16 protein-coding genes are annotated in these 19388 nt (G+C 51.8%); 2 read left to right on the plus strand and 14 right to left on the minus strand.

The genetic code is table 11. The annotated features are described in order from the left end of the window. Positions 1–27: 27 nt before the first annotated feature. The 6 genes from amtB to cof all read right to left on the minus strand — a co-directional run bounded on the left by amtB (position 28) and on the right by cof (position 6868). A complete protein-coding gene (amtB, locus tag ACJHWR_RS18420) occupies positions 28–1314 on the minus strand; it encodes an ammonium transporter AmtB (RefSeq protein ID WP_000685029.1) in 1287 nt (428 codons plus the stop codon). 29 nt (positions 1315–1343) lie between these two features. Continuing rightward, positions 1344–1682: a P-II family nitrogen regulator gene (glnK, locus tag ACJHWR_RS18425; protein ID WP_000780338.1), complete on the minus strand. Its 339-nt coding sequence runs from the start codon at positions 1680–1682 to the stop codon at positions 1344–1346. A 180-nt stretch (positions 1683–1862) separates the two neighbouring features. Beyond that, on the minus strand, positions 1863–3644 hold the full coding sequence (locus ACJHWR_RS18430; RefSeq protein ID WP_001256220.1) for a SmdB family multidrug efflux ABC transporter permease/ATP-binding protein: 1782 nt from the start codon (positions 3642–3644) through the stop codon (positions 1863–1865). After that, positions 3637–5409, minus strand: a complete 1773-nt coding sequence (locus ACJHWR_RS18435; protein WP_001235636.1) for a SmdA family multidrug ABC transporter permease/ATP-binding protein — start codon at positions 5407–5409, stop codon at positions 3637–3639. The genes ACJHWR_RS18430 and ACJHWR_RS18435 overlap by 8 nt, the downstream gene beginning before the upstream one ends. Positions 5410–5438: 29 nt before the next feature. Next, positions 5439–5897, minus strand: a complete 459-nt coding sequence (decR, locus tag ACJHWR_RS18440) for a DNA-binding transcriptional regulator DecR (RefSeq protein ID WP_000884589.1) — start codon at positions 5895–5897, stop codon at positions 5439–5441. A gap of 152 nt (positions 5898–6049) precedes the next feature. Next, a complete protein-coding gene (gene cof / locus ACJHWR_RS18445; RefSeq protein ID WP_000113027.1) occupies positions 6050–6868 on the minus strand; it encodes an HMP-PP phosphatase in 819 nt (272 codons plus the stop codon). Positions 6869–6967: 99 nt separating this feature from the next. On the opposite strand from cof, the gene ACJHWR_RS18450 reads away from it, so the two are divergent. Next, entirely contained in the window at positions 6968–8668 is a 1701-nt protein-coding gene (locus ACJHWR_RS18450) for an SgrR family transcriptional regulator (RefSeq protein ID WP_001238237.1), read from the plus strand. Positions 8669–8732: 64 nt separating this feature from the next. Further along, positions 8733–9428 carry a 7-cyano-7-deazaguanine synthase QueC gene (queC, locus tag ACJHWR_RS18455; RefSeq protein ID WP_000817228.1) on the plus strand — a complete coding sequence of 232 codons (696 nt, stop codon included), beginning with the start codon at positions 8733–8735 and terminating at the stop codon, positions 9426–9428. Positions 9429–9479: 51 nt separating this feature from the next. On the opposite strand, the gene fadM is transcribed toward queC, so the two are convergent. The 8 genes from fadM to tig form a co-directional block, all read right to left on the minus strand. After that, entirely contained in the window at positions 9480–9878 is a 399-nt protein-coding gene (gene fadM, locus ACJHWR_RS18460; RefSeq protein ID WP_001194534.1) for a long-chain acyl-CoA thioesterase FadM, read from the minus strand. A 105-nt stretch (positions 9879–9983) separates the two neighbouring features. After that, complete coding sequence (locus ACJHWR_RS18465) at positions 9984–10355, minus strand: helix-hairpin-helix domain-containing protein (RefSeq protein WP_000680294.1); 372 nt, start codon at positions 10353–10355, stop codon at positions 9984–9986. Between the two features lie 150 nt (positions 10356–10505). Then, positions 10506–12377, minus strand: coding sequence for a peptidylprolyl isomerase (gene ppiD, locus ACJHWR_RS18470; protein WP_000969382.1), 1872 nt, complete (start codon positions 12375–12377; stop codon positions 10506–10508). 191 nt (positions 12378–12568) lie between these two features. Beyond that, entirely contained in the window at positions 12569–12859 is a 291-nt protein-coding gene (gene hupB / locus ACJHWR_RS18475) for a nucleoid-associated protein HU-beta (protein WP_254892905.1), read from the minus strand. A gap of 190 nt (positions 12860–13049) precedes the next feature. Then, positions 13050–15404 (minus strand): endopeptidase La, encoded by a 2355-nt coding sequence (gene lon, locus ACJHWR_RS18480; protein ID WP_001295325.1) that lies wholly within the window; start codon positions 15402–15404, stop codon positions 13050–13052. A 187-nt stretch (positions 15405–15591) separates the two neighbouring features. Then, positions 15592–16866 carry an ATP-dependent protease ATP-binding subunit ClpX gene (gene clpX / locus ACJHWR_RS18485; RefSeq protein ID WP_000130305.1) on the minus strand — a complete coding sequence of 425 codons (1275 nt, stop codon included), beginning with the start codon at positions 16864–16866 and terminating at the stop codon, positions 15592–15594. A 125-nt stretch (positions 16867–16991) separates the two neighbouring features. Further along, a complete protein-coding gene (gene clpP / locus ACJHWR_RS18490) occupies positions 16992–17615 on the minus strand; it encodes an ATP-dependent Clp endopeptidase proteolytic subunit ClpP (RefSeq protein ID WP_000122253.1) in 624 nt (207 codons plus the stop codon). Positions 17616–17860: 245 nt separating this feature from the next. After that, entirely contained in the window at positions 17861–19159 is a 1299-nt protein-coding gene (gene tig / locus ACJHWR_RS18495; RefSeq protein WP_001198386.1) for a trigger factor, read from the minus strand. Positions 19160–19388 lie beyond the last annotated feature (229 nt).

Below are 19388 nucleotides of genomic sequence, written 5' to 3' on the forward strand. Positions count from 1 at the left end.
CCGTCCGGCTGTTTTTTGCAGTGCTTGTTACGCGTTATAGGCATTCTCGCCGTGGCTGTTGACGTCCAGCCCTTCTCGCTCCTGTTCTTCCGGTACACGCAGACCAACCGTCAGATCCGCCAGTTTGTAGCCAATAAACGCCACCACACCGGACCAGACGATCGTAATGGCGATGCTTTCCAGCTGTACCAGCAACTGATGGCCCATCGTCACACCTTCAGCGAAGCCCACGCCGCCCAGCGAGCTGGCGGCAAAAATCCCGGTCATGATACAGCCGACAATGCCACAAACGCCGTGCACACCGAAAACATCGCAGGGATCATCCACCCGCAGCAAACGTTTGAGCATGGTAACGCCCCACAAGCCCGCCAGACCAGCTACCACGCCGATAATCAACGCGCCGCCAACCCCAATGTAGCCACAGGCTGGCGTCACGCCGACCAGACCGGCAATCGCGCCAGAACACGCTCCCAGCAGTGAAGGCTTACCGCGCAGCGCCCATTCACCGAAGATCCAGCCAAGAATTGCTGCCGCCGTTGCGACCACAGTATTCACAAATGCCAGTGCTGCGATTTCATTCGCCGTGCCCGCTGACCCGGCGTTAAAGCCAAACCAACCGATATAGAGAATGGCAGTCCCGGTGAAGACCATCGGCAGGTTGTGCGGTTTAAACGCCTCTTTGCCGAAGCCCACGCGTTTGCCTATCAGATACGCGCCCACCAGACCGGCGATTGCGGCGTTAATGTGCACCACCGTGCCACCCGCGAAATCCAGTGCACCGTGAGAAGCCAGCAAACCGCCGCCCCAGACCATATGCGCAATCGGAATGTAGGAGAGCGTCAGCCATACCACCACGAAAATCAACACAGCTGAGAAGCGGATTCGTTCCGCCAGTGCTCCAACTATCAAGCCTACGGTAATGCAGGCAAACGATCCCTGAAACGCTACGTGGATATACTGATAAATGCTGCCCATCACCGCCGTCAGTTCGATGTTTTTCAGCATCAACCAGTTAATGTTGCCGAAGAAGTTGTTTCCCTCACCAAACGCCAGCGAGTAACCGTAAACCACCCAGAGAATACAGACCAGTGCAAACGTCACCGTCACCTGCGTCAGCATCGACAGCACGTTTTTGCCGCGAATCAACCCACCGTAAAACAGGGCAATCCCCGGAATAGTCATAAACAGCACCAGCGCAGTACAAATCATCATAAACGCATTGTCGGCTTTATCGGCCACCGCAGGTGCAGCCATTACCAGTCCCGGCAGCATTGCCAGTGAAGCAAGCCCAGTTTTTATCGTCGCTATCTTCATTTTTCGTTCCTGTTGCTGTGTGCCAGAGATTACAGCGCCGCTTCGTCGGCTTCGCCGGTACGAATACGAATGACGCGTTGCAATTCAGCGACGAAGATTTTGCCGTCGCCAATTTTTCCGGTGTAAGCCGCCTTACTGACGATATCAATCACTTCATCGAGTTGGTCATCAGCAATCGCCACATCAATTTTTACTTTTGGCAGGAAGTTGACGCTGTATTCCGCCCCCCGGTACAGCTCGGCATGCCCTTTCTGACGCCCGAAACCTTTCACTTCGGTGACGGTCAGGCCCTGAATACCAATGGAAGATAACGCTTCACGAACGTCTTCCAGCTTGAATGGTTTGATTATCACGGTCACCAGCTTCATAGATCCCCTCCGGTCAGAATTCGGTAATGGTTCTGCTACACGAAGAAGGTATTGCAAGCGGTGTGCCAGAAATGAAAAACGAGAAAGAGAGCAGGAAGTTAAGAAGATTGAAAATGAAAACGCACTATGACAGTGCACAGTGCGTTACATTATTGCACCAACGATGAAATATTGCGCTATTCAGGCGCTCAATGATTCCTCTTCACGCACGCTGGCTGCCAGCTCTTCGCCCGCAAGTTGCAGTTGATACATCTGCCAGTAGCGTCCCTGGGCCGCCAACAGTTGCTGGTGAGTGCCCTGCTCCACGGCTTGCCCACGATGAAGCACCAGAATAGTGTCGGCATCAACAATAGTTGATAAGCGGTGAGCAATCACCACCAGCGTGGTATGCTCACGCACCGCCGCCAGAGCATGTTGAATTGCCTGTTCAGTACCGGAGTCAATGCTGGCTGTTGCCTCATCAAGGATCAGGATTTGCGGCGTCTCCACCAACACGCGTGCCAGTGCCAGCAGTTGCTTTTGCCCGACTGAGAGATTATTCCCCTGCTCGCCAAGCGGCGTGTAAATACCGTCGTTCATGCTACGCGCCAGCTCCGTCAGTTGCACGGTTTCCAGCGCCTGCCAGACGCGTTCTTCGGAGATATCACGTCCCAGCGTCACGTTGGCGAGGAAGGTATCCGCCAGCACCACCGGATCTTGCTGCACCATTGCCACGCCCTGGCGCAGCGCGCTGTGACTTAACGAACTTAATGGACGACCATCAAGGCGAATCTCACCTTCCGTTAGCGGGTAATAGCCCATCAATAAACTGGCGAGGGTACTTTTACCACTGCCGGTATGCCCGACCAGCGCCACAAAATTGCGCGAAGGCACAGAGAGATTAATGTTCTTTAGCACCATATTGTCATCGCGATAAGCAAATGACACGTTATCGACTTCAATGGTGCCGCTCTGCAACGGGCGATCATCATTGCCATATTGCTGGCGCGGTCCGTCCATCAGCTCAAACACGCGCTCACCAGCAACAACAGCCTGTTGCAGCATCGCCTGTTGCGTGGTCAGTTCGATTAAGGGTTCGTTAAGCCGCCCAAGATAGCTGATAAACGCATACAGTACGCCCACTTCAATGGTGCCGCTGACAGAGAAGCCAAACAGCATCAACAATCCACAAAGAATGAGCGATGAAAACAGACTCAGCAGCGGACGCAGCAGAAAACCGTCGAGGCGCAGGGTTTGCATCCTCGCCATATAGTGTGAACGACTGGCCTCACCCATACGTTCGCCAAATCGCGCCTGCTGACGGAACTGCTGGATAACGCTCATGCCATTGATGATTTCGTTAAAGCCGTCGTTGATATCCGCCAGATAGGCGCGCACACGACGGACAATCGGCGTGCTGTAACGCTGGTATATCACCATTACCACCAGCACCACCGGGAAAATCATTATCGCCACCAGCGCCATTCGCCAGTCGAGGCTGAACATCGCCACCAGCATCGCGCCCACCAGTGCGGCGCTACGCAGGACAGTTGCCACCACGGTAACGTAGAGATCGCGGATCACTTCAGTGTCATTGGTGACGCGGGAAATCACCTGCCCGACGGGTTGGGTATCAAACTCGCTTAATGGCTGGCGTAACGCAGCATCCATCACGTCGGTACGCAACTGTTGCACTACGCCTACTGCCGCCCGATTAAACAGCAGCGACTGCGCGTAATGTAGCCCGGCGGCAAACAGTTGCAGCCCAACATACGCCGCAGCCAGCCCTGCAACCACTTTCAACGGCAGGTTATTTTTCGCTACCATATTGTCGATAAAATAGCTGATAAGCAGCGGCCCACTGACTTCTGCCGCAGCCGCAACCCACATCATCAGGACCGCAATCCCCAACGGTTTACGCCACGGCGAACCGTACGCTAACAGACGCTTGAGAGTCGGCCACAGTTGGCTAAAACTACGCATCGACGGCCTCCTCGCGATTTTCCGGAGCGTCGTCGAGCGCCGCCTCCAGTTGTTGATAGCGATACATATCGCGATACCAGCCGCTTTGTTGTGCCAGCACATCATGATTGCCACGCTGGGCGATATGTCCGTGCTGCATCACAATAATTTCACTGGCTTCCGTCAGTGCCGAAAGGCGATGGGCACTGATGATTACCGTCCTTCCCTGCCCCCACTGGCGCAGGTTATGCAGGATCTGGTGCTCTGTGCGTCCGTCTACTGCCGAAAGCGCATCATCAAGGATGAGGATTTCCGCGTTGACTAATAACGCACGAGCAATGGAGATACGCTGTTTTTGCCCACCGGAAAGCATCACGCCGCGCTCGCCCACTTCTGTATCGTAACCTTGCGGTAAACGCAAAATATCGTCATGCACGCTGGCTAACCGCGCGACATGCTCAATCTCTTGCTGGGTGGCATTCGGGCAACCCAACGCGATGTTGTTCGCTACGGTGTCGGAAAAAAGGAACGGTGTCTGGCTAACTACCGCCAGGCGGCTACGCCAGCTATCGAGTTGTAACTTCGTCAGAGGAATATCATGAAAGCGGATATCCCCCTCGCTGACGTCGAAATGACGCTGAATGAGCGACAACAGGGTACTTTTGCCGGAACCAGTCGGCCCGCAAATACCTACCATCTGACCGGGTTTCAGGGCGAAATTGACGTTTTCCAGCGCAGGATGGTCAGTCTGCGGATACGTAAACTGGCGAATATTCACATCCAGTTCACCACGACCTTCTGGCACCTTATCACTACCATCAATAACGACTGGCGCTTCGGCCAGCATGGTACGAATTCGGCTATACGCCGCGCTGCCACGTTCCACAATGTTAAACATCCATGCCAGCGCCAGCATTGGCCAAATCATCAGACCTAAATACATCATAAAACTGGTGAGCTGGCCCAGCGTTAAACTGCCCTGTACCACCATCCAACTACCGCCGCCAATCGCCAGCAAGTTCGCCATACCAATCGCGATATAGATGGTCGGGTCGAAACGAGCATCAATACGCGCCACCCGCATGTTTTTTTTGCCGGTATCTTCGGCATCCGCGGCAAATAACGCCGACTGACGATCTTCCAGACCAAAAGCTTTGATCATGCGGATACTGGTGAGGCTTTCCTGGGTGCGGTCATTAAGACTGGAAAACGCCGCCTGTGCCAGCTTAAAGCGTTCATGCAAGGCATCGCCGTTGCGCTTGATCATGATCGCCATCACTGGCATCGGCAACAGGGCAAATAAGGTCAACTGCCAGCTAATTTGCGTAGACATCATAATCAACACAGCGCAGCCCATTACCAGTGAATCCACCAGCGTCAGCACCCCTTCTCCGGCGGCAAACACGACGCGATCGACGTCATTGGTCGCACGAGCCATGAGGTCACCCGTGCGATGACGCAGGTAAAACTCAGGATGCTGCCGGCTTAGCTGGCGGTAATAATCTTCACGCAGTTCAACAGCCAGTTGATAAGACGCACCAAACAGCAATACGCGCCAGACGTAACGCAGGAGATAAACCACAACGGCAATCAGCACCATGGTGGCGATCCACATCAGGATCTGCCCGGTAGTAAAGTGTTGTTCTGTCACGCCATCGACAACAATACCAACCACTTTTGGCGGAACCAGTTGCAGCATCGCGATAATGACAAGCAAGGCGACAGCCCCGAGATAGCGACGCCATTCCCGACGGAAATACCAGCTTAATTGAGCAAATAATCGCACGCGTTGTGTCCTGACCTGATTCTGGATATTTATTCGATGGGTAAAGAAGTGGTGTATTTAATCTGTTCCATCGCGAAGCTGGAAGTGACGTCCGACAGCCCCGGCACGCTGTTTACCAGACGCTTATAAAACTCGTCGTAGCGTTTCATGTCGGCAACCTGGACGCGCATCAGATAATCGTATTCACCGGCCATGCGCCAGAACCCCAGCACTTCTGGCATTTCGGTAACCACCGTGACAAAGCGGCAATACCATTCGCTGCTGTGATGTTGCGTTTTTATCAGCACAAAGGCGGTCAGGCCGAGGCCTATTTTTTCCGGATCCAGCAGGGCGACTTTGCCGATAAGGATACCGTCGTCCTCCAGCCGTTTCAGACGCTTCCAGCAGGGGGTGGTTGTCAGATTAACGGCTTCAGCCAGTGCCTGCAAAGAGAGGGTGCAATCCTGCTGTAGCAAGGCCAGCAGCTTACGGTCAATTTTATCTAACATAGCCCTTCCACAGAGAATTTTTTTCTCTTTTAATTCTATTTTAAAGGTGAAATCGCGACAATTTATTCTGTGCGGTTTAAGCACCACGGCACAAAATGACAAATTCAACGCAAAAAAAACCGGGCAATTGCCCGGTGCTGGAAGGGATCTCGTTATTCGGGGGAATAAGGTAGATGTGGATAGTCCAGCCAGTGCGTCAAATAGTGAGAGACAGCCTGATTTCGGCAATGTCCAATCACCGGTAAATGCGGGAGCTCCGCGCGCAGTTGCGGCATCGCATTGCCCATAATAAATCCGCTACCGACACTGCCTAACATTTCGCGATCGTTCATCGCATCACCAAAGGCCATGCAATCGCGTAACGATAAACCTAAATGTTGGGTCAGCACCGTCAATGCAGCGCCTTTATTGCAGCCCACCGGCAGCACTTCGAGGCAATCCGTGGCGGAAAAACATAAATGTGCACGCTCGCCTAATGCTTCGTATAGCTGGATCTGCAAGCGTGTAAGATCGTCGTGATCGCCACAGAAGCAGATCTTGGTGACGCTGCCGAGTGGCATTTTTTTGACATCGATTATCTGATAACGAAAACCGCTATAGACAAATGCCTGCAACAACGCAGGGATCTCTTTCCCGGTAAACCAACCGTCGTCATTGAAGATATGCATGCTGGCTCGGGTATCCCATTGCTGATACAGCACCAGCTCCGCGACATCCGCAGGTAAATCATCACGATGTAAAAGTTCACCTTCCAGAGAATGCACGCGCGTTCCGTTGCCAGTAATCAAATATGCATCCAGCGATAGCGCCCCGAGAATATGCTGCATCTCCAGCGCATGACGCCCCGTGGCAAAAGTGAGGGTAATGTCGCGTTCACGCAGCCGCGCCAAAGTAGAGAGGGTTTTCTCACCTAAATGATGGTCAGGCATCAATAAAGTGCCATCCATATCAAATGCTGCCAGACGAGCCATTTCTTTCTCCACTCTGTGACACGGTTAATTGTGATTGAGTATCACCTGATATATACGGAAGTAATAGTGAATAGTTAAATAATATTGTTCCGGGTTTATATGCGACTGCTCAACCGTCTTAACCAGTATCAACGTCTGTGGCAACCTTCCGCCGGAAAGCCGCAAACCGTCACCGTCAGCGAACTGGCCGAACGCTGTTTTTGCAGCGAACGCCATGTTCGTACGCTGTTGCGTCAGGCACAGGAGGCGGGATGGCTGGAGTGGCAGGCGCAGTCAGGACGCGGAAAGCGCGGACAATTACGCTTTCTGGTCACGCCAGAATCGCTACGCAATGCGATGATGGAACAGGCGCTGGAAACCGGAAAGCAGCAAGATGTGCTGGAGCTGGCGCAACTGGCCCCAGGTGAGCTGCGCACTCTGTTACAGCCGTTTATGGGCGGACAATGGCAAAACGATACGCCCACGTTGCGTATTCCCTACTATCGCCCGCTCGAACCGCTACAACCGGGCTTTTTGCCCGGCCGTGCCGAGCAGCATCTGGCCGGGCAGATATTTTCCGGCCTGACCCGCTTCGATAATAATACCCAGCGCCCGATTGGCGATTTAGCGCATCACTGGGAAACCTCTACTGACGGGTTACGCTGGGATTTTTATCTTCGCTCAACCTTACACTGGCATAACGGCGATGCAGTAAAAGCCTCCCACTTACACCAGCGGTTATTGATGCTGTTACAACTGCCAGCACTGGATCAATTATTTATTAGCGTGAAGCGTATTGAAGTCACCCATCCGCAGTGTCTGACCTTCTTTTTACATCGCCCCGATTACTGGCTTGCGCACCGGCTGGCGAGCTATTGCAGCCATCTGGCGCATCCGCAATTCCCCCTGATCGGCACGGGTCCTTTTCGCTTAACACAATTCACAGCGGAACTGGTGCGCCTGGAAAGCCATGATTATTACCATTTACGTCATCCGCTGCTTAAAGCGGTTGAGTACTGGATAACTCCGCCGCTTTTCGAAAAAGATTTGGGAACCAGTTGTCGGCATCCCGTGCAAATCACCATCGGCAAACCGGAGGAGCTGCAACGGGTCAGCCAGGTCAGTAGTGGCATCAGTTTAGGTTTTTGCTATTTAACGTTGCGCAAAAGTCCCCGACTGTCCCTCTGGCAGGCGCGAAAAGTGATCTCCATTATTCATCAATCCGGTTTATTACAAACGTTAGAAGTCGGAGAAAACCTGATCACCGCCAGTCATGCATTACTGCCAGGCTGGACTATTCCGCAATGGCAAGTACCGGATGAGGTCAAACTACCGAAAACCTTGACGCTGGTTTATCACCTACCGATAGAACTTCATACCATGGCAGAACGTCTACAGGCGACACTGGCAGCGGAAGGCTGTGAACTCACAATTATTTTTCATAACGCAAAAAACTGGGACGACACGACCCTACTGGCACACGCAGACCTCATGATGGGCGACAGATTAATTGGCGAAGCACCGGAATATACCCTGGAGCAATGGCTGCGTTGCGATCCACTGTGGCCACATGTTTTCGACGCTCCAGCATATGCACATTTGCAATCGACACTGGACGCGGTGCAAGTAATGCCTGATGAGGAAAACCGATTTAATGCCCTGAAAGCGGTTTTTAGCCAGTTAATGGCAGACGCGACGCTGACGCCGCTATTCAACTATCACTATCGCATTAGTGCCCCTCCCGGCGTGAACGGTGTGCGACTGACACCGCGCGGCTGGTTTGAATTTACCGAAGCCTGGCTTCCCGCGCCGTCGCAATGAATAGCTGGTCCGGGTTAATCGCAGGCGTTACCATAACGCTTTTATTGTTCAAGCAGGATTATCTATGAAACGTGCTGTCGTTGTGTTCAGTGGAGGCCAGGATTCCACCACCTGTCTGGTGCAGGCATTACAACAATATGATGAAGTCCATTGCGTGACGTTCGATTACGGTCAGCGACATCGCGCAGAAATCGACGTGGCACGCGAACTGGCGCTGAAACTGGGGGCACGCGCGCATAAGGTTCTTGATGTAACGCTGCTCAACGAGCTGGCGGTCAGCAGCCTGACGCGTGACAGCATTCCAGTGCCTGATTATGAACCTGAAGCTGATGGCATCCCGAATACGTTTGTCCCTGGGCGTAATATTTTGTTCCTGACACTGGCGGCAATATATGCGTATCAGGTAAAAGCAGAAGCGGTGATTACCGGCGTCTGCGAAACGGATTTCTCCGGCTACCCGGATTGCCGCGATGAGTTTGTGAAAGCACTAAACCATGCCGTCAGTTTAGGCATGGCGAAAGATATTCGTTTTGAAACGCCGCTGATGTGGATTGATAAAGCGGAAACCTGGGCGCTGGCAGATTATTACGGCAAGCTGGATTTAGTCCGTAACGAAACGCTGACCTGCTATAACGGCATTAAAGGCGACGGTTGCGGTCATTGTGCGGCATGTAATTTACGCGCCAACGGTTTGAATCATTATCTGGCCGATAAACCGACGGTGATGGCAGCGATGAAGCAGAAAACCGGGTTGAATTAATTATTCCGGGTGTCGCCGGATGCGGCTTGAGCATCCGGCACCACAAAACGTTTACTTAACCATCTGCTCCAGCTTTTCGCGCAATTCCCCTTCCAGAGCTAATGCTTTCTGCGTTTTAAGATCAATACAAACAAACGTAATAAGCGCATCCGCTACTACCTGCCCTTCCGGCTCCAGTGTAATGACCTGGCTTAAGATGCCACTTTTACCGTTTAATTGCTGCAACTGACTGGTAATAGTTAACAGGTCGCTTAATACCGCCGGGCGACGATAGTTAATATTGATATTGACCACGACGAAGGCGATGTTATGGGCCGTCATCCACTGAAAACTGTCGCTATTTTCCAACCCATCCCAGCGGGCTTCTTCGAGAAATTCAAGGTAGCGGGCGTTGTTTACGTGCTGGTAAACGTCGAGATGATATCCACGAACTTTGATTTGTGTTTGCATAGCGCAATAACCTTACGTTGTTTTTATAAAAACTGTTATAAGTACAGAGGTCATAACTGGTATGACCTCTTCAGTCTGGCAAAAAATTGCCACTATGCAAATTAATTACAGGGTTAATACCGCCAGATTACGTTCCACCAGCGAATTGCCCATCCCCGGCACCTGCTTGAGATCCTCCACCGTTTTAAACGGACCGTACTCTTCGCGATAACTGACAATCGCCTGCGCTTTCTTCAGGCCAACGCCATTCATCGCGCGGGCTAACTCTTCCGCGCTGGCATTATTAATGCTGACCCGGGTGCCTTCTTCGTCACTGGCTTTCGCCGGAACTGCTGCTTTACTTTGTGCTGCAGGAGCCTCCGCTTTGGTTTCTACCGTTGTCGGTTTCGCCGCAGGAGCTGCCGCCAGAGCACTATGAGACATTCCGGCACAGGCCAGGGACAGGGTAATGAGCAGTGCTTTAATTCCGTGTTTCATACTGTTTTCTCCTTGTTTGTTAACAGTGGAATCACCTTAACGGCAGTGAAAACAGTAAACAAATGGCAATGTTCAGAAATGGAAAAGGCCGCGAAAGCGACCTTTTCTTGTTACAGCTGCAAAGCATTTTTTTGCGAGGCGGCTTCAGGATTATTGCTGTTCCAGCGCATCGCCAATTTTGATTTTCGCCTCTTTACGCAGGTTACTCATCAGCGCTTCAAAGACGATTTGTGCGTTGTTCTGGGTGATACCCTGCACCATCGCTTTTTTCTGATCTTCCGGCATTGAACCTTGTTTCACTTCGTCCAGCGCCAGCAGAACCACATTACCTTGCATATCGGTCGCCATACCGTAGCTCGGTTTGTCTTTCGCTGGCAGTGGCAGTGCAAACGCCGCCTGGCTAATCGGGTCACGACCGGAACGGCTTAAGGTTTTCGGCTCGCCAAATTTCAGACCGGCAGCCTGCATAGCTTCCGCACCTTTGCCGGCTTTCAAATCAACCAGCAGTTTCTCAGCATCCACTTTCGCCTGTTGTTCAGCTTTGTTGTGCTGAACCAGTGCCTTAACTTGTTCCTGAACATCTGCCAACGGTTTCACCGCTTCCGGTTTGTGCTCGCTGATGCGCAGCACGAATGCGCGGTCGCCGTCTACGGTGATGATGTCAGAGTTGATGCCCGGCGCACCGTTTTCACCTACCAGACCGCCGTTGAAGATAGCGTCAGCAACCGGCTTGAAGTTCAACTCTTCCGGCAGGTTATCTTTGCTGAACCAACCCGTCTGAGTGGCTTTAACGCCGGCAGCTTGCTCTGCACCGGCCAGAGACTCGGTATCATTGCTTGCTGCATCGCTCACTTTCTGCTGCAGTGCGTAGTACGCATCGAGGGCTTTTTCGTGTTTCACTTTCGCCGCGACATCGTCACGCACTTCGTCTAACGACTTCACTTTCGCTGGCTGAATGTCGTCCAGACGTACAATCAGGAAACCGACCGAAGATTTGATGACACCAGAGAGTTGGCCTTTTTCTTTCAGACCAGCATTTTTCAGTTCGTCCGGGATAGTGGCATCTTCTAACCAACCCATATCGCCGCCGTTACGGGCAGAGATAATATCGGCAGATTTTTCTTTGGCTAACGCAGCAAAATCACCGCCTTTATTCAGCTCATCAAGTACCGCTTTCGCTTCATCTTCAGTTTTGGTCTGGATGATGCTGTAGCGGGTACGCTGCGGCTGGGTGAATTGATCCTGATGCTGATCGTAGTAGCTCTGGATATCCGCATCGCTAACCGGTTGCTGCATCGTTGCGGCATCCAGCTTGATGTAACTCACGCGGAATTGTTCCGGCGTCATGAAATTGTTTTTGTTTTGTTCGTAGTAGCTGGCAATTTCCTGTTCGGTCACAGGCTGCTTCGCCGCCAGCGCGTTAACATCGATAGTCGCTTCACGTACCACGCGTTGTTGAGCTACCAGTGCCGCCAGCTCGTCGGTTTCACCTTTCAGCATAAAATCGGTACCGGCAACGCCGTTAATCAGCTGTTGGGTAGTGAGCTGGTTACGTAGCGCCTGGGCGTACTGATCGGCGGTCATCCCCATCTGGTTGAGGATACCGTTATAGCGGCTGTTATCAAATTTGCCGTCAACCTGGAAGGCTGGGGTCGCGAAAATCGCCTGTTTAACCTGCTCATCACTGATACCCAGTTTCAGCTCACGAGCGTACTGATCCAGAAGCGCCTCGTCGATCAGACGATTCAGCACCTGTTGACGCAGGGTTTTCATATAGCCTTCGTTCGCTGCAAGCTCAGAGTATTGATCGCCCAGCTGTTGCTGCATGCGATTACGCTCGCTGTTGAAGGCATTCTCGAACTGCCCACGGCTGATTTCCTGGTCATTCACTTTTGCGGCGTAGTTATTGCCTCCGCCAATCAGGTAACCACTCACGCCGGTCAATATGAACGACACGATAATGATACCGAAAATAATCTTGAGCACGAGACTGTTTGCAGCCGTGCGTAAGCTGTCCATCATGGTGTAACAACACTCCGCTGTAGATGACTGTGTACCTCACGCAACGTATCGATGCGCGCAAAGGCCTATTGTGACAAGAAACGGGGGCAATTGTCAGCCCACAAGACGCAGAAAGTCACCGATTACAAATAAAAAAGGCACATCAGTAGATGCGCCCTTGAACTTCGTCACATCCCCACTGGGGACAACGCTTAGTTTACCGCGTCTTTCAGTGCTTTACCTGCACGGAAGCTCGGTACTTTAGCGGCAGCGATGGTGATCTCTTTACCGGTCTGCGGGTTGCGGCCAGTACGGGCAGCACGCTCTTTAACGGCAAAAGTACCAAAACCTACCAGTGCTACATCATCCCCTTCTTTCAGAGATTCAGTTACGGAAGCAATAATAGCATCTAACGCACGGCCAGCCGCAGCTTTAGAGATATCAGCCCCTGCAGCAATCTTGTCGATCAATTGAGATTTATTCACTCTTCTCTTCCTCTTTATAATTTATATCGCACTTGAATCCTTCAAGGTACGAACGCGCAGCAGTTATATCAGGCCAGCCATCCCCTTACAACACCCCTTAATAAGGGCAAGCCCAATCCGCCATCTAACTTAGCGAGACAAAAAAAGGCTGGCAAGTCCGAATTAGCCTGCCAGCCCTGTTTTTATTAGTGCATTTTGCGCGAGGTCACTATTTTGCAGTCACAACCTGCATGCCAGACGGTTCATTTTGCAGCGCCAGAGTCAGAACTTCCTCAATGCGTTTCACAGGATGAATATCCAGATCGGCAATTACGTTGTCAGGAATCTCTTCCAGATCGCGTTTATTTTCGAACGGAATTAACACTGTTTTAATCCCGCCGCGATGCGCTGCCAGTAGTTTTTCTTTCAAACCACCGATAGGCAGTACCTGACCACGCAGAGTGATCTCACCGGTCATTGCCACATCGGCACGAACCGGGTTACCGGTCAGGCAAGAAACCAGCGCGGTGCACATAGCAATACCGGCACTCGGACCATCTTTCGGCGTCGCACCTTCCGGTACGTGGACGTGGATGTCGCGTTTTTCATAAAAATCAGGGTTGATCCCCAGTTTTTCCGCACGCGCACGAACCACCGTTAACGCCGCCTGAATGGACTCCTGCATCACTTCGCCAAGCGATCCGGTATAGGTCAGTTTGCCTTTACCCGGAACGCACGCGGTTTCAATGGTCAGCAAGTCACCGCCCACTTCCGTCCACGCCAGACCAGTTACCTGACCGACACGGTTTTCGTTATCCGCGCGACCATAGTCGAAACGCTGAACACCGAGATAGTCATGCAGGTTATCGCCGTTAATTTCGATATGTTTTAATGACTTATCGAGCAGTAACTGCTTAACCGCTTTGCGACACAGTTTGGAGATTTCACGCTCCAGACCACGCACGCCCGCCTCACGGGTGTAGTAACGAATAATGCCGATAATGGCGCTATCGTCGACGGTCAGCTCACCTTTTTTCAGTGCATTACGTTCAATCTGCTTCGGCAGCAGGTGACGTTTGGCGATGTTCAGTTTTTCATCTTCGGTATAACCGGAGAGGCGAATCACTTCCATACGATCCAGCAGCGGTGCCGGAATGTTCATGGAGTTCGACGTCGCGACAAACATCACGTCGCTAAGGTCGTAATCCACTTCCAGGTAGTGGTCGCTGAACGCTACGTTCTGCTCTGGATCCAGCACTTCAAGCAGTGCGGAAGCCGGATCGCCTCGCATGTCAGAAGACATTTTGTCGATCTCATCGAGCAGGAACAGCGGGTTTTTCACGCCCACTTTCGCCATTTTCTGGATCAGTTTACCCGGCATAGAACCGATGTAAGTACGGCGGTGACCACGGATTTCCGCTTCATCACGCACGCCGCCCAGCGCCATACGGACATATTTACGCCCGGTGGCTTTGGCGATGGACTGCCCCAGGGACGTTTTACCTACCCCCGGTGGCCCTACCAGGCAGAGGATCGGTCCCTTGATTTTGTTGACACGGCTTTGAACCGCAAGATACTCAAGGATGCGATCTTTCACGCGCTCCAGACCATAATGGTCGGTATCAAGGATTTCCTGCGCCTGACGCAGGTCTTTTTTGACCTTGCTACGCGCATTCCACGGTACCTGTACCATCCAGTCGATATAACCACGCACTACGGTCGCTTCTGCCGACATCGGAGACATCATTTTCAGCTTCTGCAACTCTGCTTCCGCTTTCTCTTTTGCCTCTTTCGGCATTTTCGCCGCGTCGATTTTGCGCTTCAGGGCTTCGTTTTCGTCCGGCGCGTCGTCCATTTCACCGAGTTCTTTCTGAATAGCTTTCATTTGCTCGTTCAGATAGTACTCACGCTGGGATTTCTCCATCTGCTTTTTAACACGGTTGCGAATGCGTTTCTCAACCTGCAGCAGATCGATTTCCGATTCCATCATTGCCATCAGATATTCCAGACGTTCGTTAACGTCGGACATCTCCAGAACGGACTGTTTGTCAGCCAGTTTCAGCGGCATATGTGCAGCAATGGTATCCGCCAGACGCGCCGGATCGTCGATGCTATTCAGCGACGTCAGCACTTCTGGTGGAATTTTTTTGTTCAGCTTGATGTAGCCTTCGAACTGGCTGATTGCAGTACGCACCAGCACTTCCTGTTCCCGCTCATCAATGGTCGGCGACTCCAGATACTCCGCCTTCGCAGAAAAGTGTTCGCCATTGTCAGAGAGCGCAGAAATACGCGCGCGCTGTAACCCCTCGACCAGCACTTTGACGGTGCCGTCAGGCAGTTTCAGCATCTGCAATATAGAGGCCACGGTCCCGACGGTGAAAAGATCGTTTACACCCGGCTCATCCGTTGAAGCTTCTTTCTGCGCGACCAGCATAATTTTTTTATCATGGTCCATCGCCGCTTCCAGACAACGGATAGATTTTTCCCGCCCGACAAATAAGGGGATGACCATGTGCGGATAAACCACCACATCGCGCAGCGGCAATACGGGGATTTCAATGCGTTCAGAACGCTCAGGATTCATAGAGCTCTCTCTTAGTTTAATTTCCGCCAGGTAATCAGATGACACGACTGTGCTTCACGCCATCTATTAACATGTACGTCAGTATATGGGGATGTTTCCCCCACATTCAACGCCGAGAATAGAGGAAAAATTAAAGGGGAGATAAAATCCCCCCTTTTTGGTTAACTAATTGTATGGGAATGGTTAATTATTCACCAGATGCCTGTTGCGCTTCCGGCTTGCCATAAATCAGCAACGGCTTGCTTTGACCATCAATTACCGATTCGTCGATAACCACTTTTTCGACGTCTTCCATGGACGGCAGATCGTACATGGTATCGAGCAGTGCGGCTTCTACGATGGAACGCAGGCCACGGGCACCGGTTTTACGCGCCATCGCTTTCTTAGCGATAGCATCCAGCGCCTCGTCACGGAATTCCAGATCCACACCTTCCAGATTAAACAGCGCCTGATACTGCTTGGTCAGGGCGTTTTTCGGCTCTTTGAGGATCTGAATCAGAGCTTCTTCGCTCAGTTCATTCAACGTTGCGACAACCGGCAGACGACCAATGAACTCAGGGATCAGACCAAACTTGATCAGATCTTCCGGTTCAACCTGCGCCAGCAGTTCACCTTCGCTTGCTTTGTCGGACTTCGCTTTTACCGTCGCGCCAAAACCAATGCCGGAACCGGTTTCTACTCGATGGGAAATCACTTTATCCAGACCGGCAAACGCACCGCCACAGATAAACAGGATCTTAGAGGTATCAACCTGCAAGAATTCCTGCTGCGGATGTTTACGCCCACCTTGCGGCGGAACAGCAGCTACCGTACCTTCGATCAGTTTTAACAGTGCCTGCTGTACGCCTTCACCGGAAACGTCTCGGGTAATGGACGGGTTGTCTGACTTACGAGAAATCTTGTCAATTTCATCGATGTAGACAATCCCGCGCTGCGCTTTCTGTACGTCGTAATCGCACTTCTGCAACAGCTTCTGAATGATGTTTTCAACGTCTTCGCCCACATAACCGGCTTCGGTCAGCGTGGTTGCGTCAGCCATGGTGAACGGAACGTCCAGCAGGCGCGCCAGCGTTTCGGCCAGCAGCGTTTTACCGGAACCGGTCGGACCGATCAGCAGAATGTTACTTTTGCCCAACTCGACGCCATTGCTGGTATCTCCGTTGCGCAGACGTTTGTAGTGGTTGTATACCGCGACCGCCAGCACTTTTTTCGCCTGTTCCTGACCGATAACGTAATCGTCCAGGTGGTTGCGAATTTCATGCGGCGTCGGTAGCGCACTGCGTTCACGATGCGGTGCAACTTCTTTAATCTCTTCGCGAATGATGTCGTTACATAAATCAACACATTCGTCGCAGATATACACGGATGGACCGGCAATCAGCTTGCGCACTTCATGCTGGCTTTTGCCGCAAAAAGAGCAATACAGCAATTTGCCTGAGCCATCTTTGCGTTTATCTGTCATGGGTCAAAACCTCTTCTTTGTTCTTTGTGCCGCACACGACGACGCAAATGCCATTCTCAGGCGCAAGCCGCTTACAGCGTTGTGCCGCCCTGGATAAGTATAGCGGCACAGTTGCGCCTCTGGCATCAATTACGATGGGTCAGAATCGAATCGACCAGACCGTATTCCACCGCTTCAGGGGCGGAAAGGAAGCGATCGCGCTCGGTATCACGTTCAATCTGTTCTAATGATTGACCCGTATGAAGCGCCATAAGTTCATTCATGCGCCCTTTAACTTTCAGAATTTCACGGGCATGAATTTCGATATCGGTCGCCTGGCCCTGGTAGCCGCCCAACGGCTGGTGAATCATCACGCGCGAATTCGGCAGGCAGAAACGTTTACCTTTTGCCCCTGCAGTCAGCAAGAAAGCGCCCATCGAGGCCGCCTGGCCCATACAGATGGTGCTGACATCAGGCTTGATAAACTGCATGGTGTCATAGATAGACATCCCGGCAGTAATCACCCCGCCTGGAGAGTTAATGTACAGATAGATATCTTTTTCTGGGTTTTCTGCTTCCAGGAACAGCATCTGCGCCACAATCAGGTTAGCCATGTGGTCTTCAACCTGGCCAGTCAGAAAAATGACGCGTTCCTTAAGTAGACGAGAATAGATATCAAAAGAGCGCTCACCTCGTGAGGTCTGTTCAATGACCATCGGCACCAGCGCCATATGGGGTGCAAAGTTATCTCGTTCGCCGCTGTATGACATTTCCGTCTCCTGGATAAAATTGAAAAAACCTGCTGTACCGATTGTAACCTTATGGACGGATTATCAGCTAGTCCCTGTGTTATGGGTACGGCATCACCATATTTCAAGCATAACAATCTTTTGTTGTTACGCTAACACCGAAAGAGGCTTTTCGCACGGTTCCATGCAAAATTCATGACAAAAAAAAGCCCACCACCTGGCGGTGACGGGCCTTTGTGCGAATTTAGCGCGTTATGCTGCGTAAATTACGCCTGCTGGTTCATCAGCTCGTTGAAAGTGGTTTCTTTTTCAGTCACTTTCGCTTTCGCCAGTACAGCTTCAACAGCCTGTTCTTCCAGAGCAACATTGCGCATGTTGTCCATCAGTTCTTTGTTTTTGCTGTAGAACTCGATAACTTCTTTCGGATCTTCGTACGCAGAAGCCATCTCTTCGATCAGGCCTTTCACGCGCTCTTCGTCAGCTTTCAGCTCGTTGGTGCGGATAACTTCGCCCAGCAGCAGGCCAACAACTACGCGACGTTTAGCCTGTTCTTCGAACAGTTCACGCGGCAGTTCCAGAGCTTGTTTTTCGTTGCCACCGAAACGCTGTGCAGCCTGGCGACGCAGAACGTCGATTTCGCTGTCGATCAGCGCAGCCGGTACGTCGATGTCGTTAGCTTTTACCAGACCTTCGATCGCCTGAGACTTAACGCGGTTACGGATGGCGCTCTTCAGCTCGCGCTCCATGTTTTTACGCACTTCAGCGCGCAGACCTTCTACGGAACCATCTTCAACGCCGAAACGTTTGATGAATTCTGCAGTCAGTTCCGGCAGTTCACGCTCTTCAACTTTCTTCAGGTTGATAGCGAATTTCGCTGCTTTACCTTTCAGGTTTTCTGCGTGGTACTCTTCCGGGAAGGTCACGTCGATGGTGAACTCTTCGCCAGCTTTGTGGCCTTTGATACCGTCTTCAAAGCCTGGGATCATACGACCCTGGCCCATCGCCAGTACGAAATCAGACGCTTTACCGCCTTCGAACTCTTCACCGTCTACAGAACCGGTGAAGTCGATGGTTACGCGGTCTTCTGCTTCAACAGCGCCGTCTTTTTCTTTCCAGGTCGCCTGCTGTTTACGCAGAGTATCCAGCATGCCGTCAACGTCAGCGTCGGTCACTTCAACGATCGGTTTTTCAACTTCGATCGCTTCCAGACCCTGCAGTTCAACTTCCGGATAAACTTCAAACTCTACAGAGTAGGTGAAGTCTTCACCCAGCTTGTATTCGCCCGGAACATAAGTCGGTGCGCCAGCCGGATTGATTTTTTCTTTAATGATGGCGTCAATGAAGTTACGGCTCATCAGGTCACCCAGAACGTCCTGGCGTACAGACGCACCATAACGCTGAGCAACGATATTCATTGGCACTTTGCCTTTGCGGAAGCCGTCAATACGTACTTTTTTCGCAACGTTGACCAGCTCGCTTTTAACAGCGGTCTCGATGCTGTCAGCAGCGATAGTAATCGTTACACGGCGGCCAAGGCCTTGAGTGGTTTCAACTGAAACTTGCATCTTGTTACCTCAAAAAATCACAGTGCTCGGTCAACTCTTACCCCGCAAGCACAGGTTGTTGGCTTCGCGGAACCGGGATGTTCTTATAATCAATCACATTCCCTGTTACCAGAATCATCCCGAAAGCATTCAAATAGGACGCGGCATTATAGCGGCATCACTTTTATGAGTCGAGAACGGTTATTGCGCGCTGTCGCGTATTTTTTCACAATTCCCGGGCAATTTTCGT

The organism is Escherichia sp. WS568 (genome assembly GCF_046486085.1).
Taxonomy (GTDB): Bacteria; Pseudomonadota; Gammaproteobacteria; order Enterobacterales; family Enterobacteriaceae; genus Escherichia; species Escherichia coli.

Bases quoted from the DNA above. Each gene is read 5' to 3' on its own strand.
- fadM (WP_001194534.1), bottom strand. From the start codon at position 9,878: ATGCAAACACAAATCAAAGTTCGTGGATATCATCTCGACGTTTACCAG.
- ACJHWR_RS18450 (WP_001238237.1), top strand. From the start codon at position 6,968: ATGCGACTGCTCAACCGTCTTAACCAGTATCAACGTCTGTGGCAACCT.
- glnK (WP_000780338.1), bottom strand. From the start codon at position 1,682: ATGAAGCTGGTGACCGTGATAATCAAACCATTCAAGCTGGAAGACGTT.
- clpX (WP_000130305.1), bottom strand. From the start codon at position 16,866: ATGACAGATAAACGCAAAGATGGCTCAGGCAAATTGCTGTATTGCTCT.
- clpP (WP_000122253.1), bottom strand. From the start codon at position 17,615: ATGTCATACAGCGGCGAACGAGATAACTTTGCACCCCATATGGCGCTG.
- queC (WP_000817228.1), top strand. From the start codon at position 8,733: ATGAAACGTGCTGTCGTTGTGTTCAGTGGAGGCCAGGATTCCACCACC.
- ACJHWR_RS18430 (WP_001256220.1), bottom strand. From the start codon at position 3,644: ATGCGTAGTTTTAGCCAACTGTGGCCGACTCTCAAGCGTCTGTTAGCG.
- lon (WP_001295325.1), bottom strand. From the start codon at position 15,404: ATGAATCCTGAGCGTTCTGAACGCATTGAAATCCCCGTATTGCCGCTG.
- ppiD (WP_000969382.1), bottom strand. From the start codon at position 12,377: ATGATGGACAGCTTACGCACGGCTGCAAACAGTCTCGTGCTCAAGATT.
- ACJHWR_RS18465 (WP_000680294.1), bottom strand. From the start codon at position 10,355: ATGAAACACGGAATTAAAGCACTGCTCATTACCCTGTCCCTGGCCTGT.
- amtB (WP_000685029.1), bottom strand. From the start codon at position 1,314: ATGAAGATAGCGACGATAAAAACTGGGCTTGCTTCACTGGCAATGCTG.
- cof (WP_000113027.1), bottom strand. From the start codon at position 6,868: ATGGCTCGTCTGGCAGCATTTGATATGGATGGCACTTTATTGATGCCT.
- tig (WP_001198386.1), bottom strand. From the start codon at position 19,159: ATGCAAGTTTCAGTTGAAACCACTCAAGGCCTTGGCCGCCGTGTAACG.
- decR (WP_000884589.1), bottom strand. From the start codon at position 5,897: ATGTTAGATAAAATTGACCGTAAGCTGCTGGCCTTGCTACAGCAGGAT.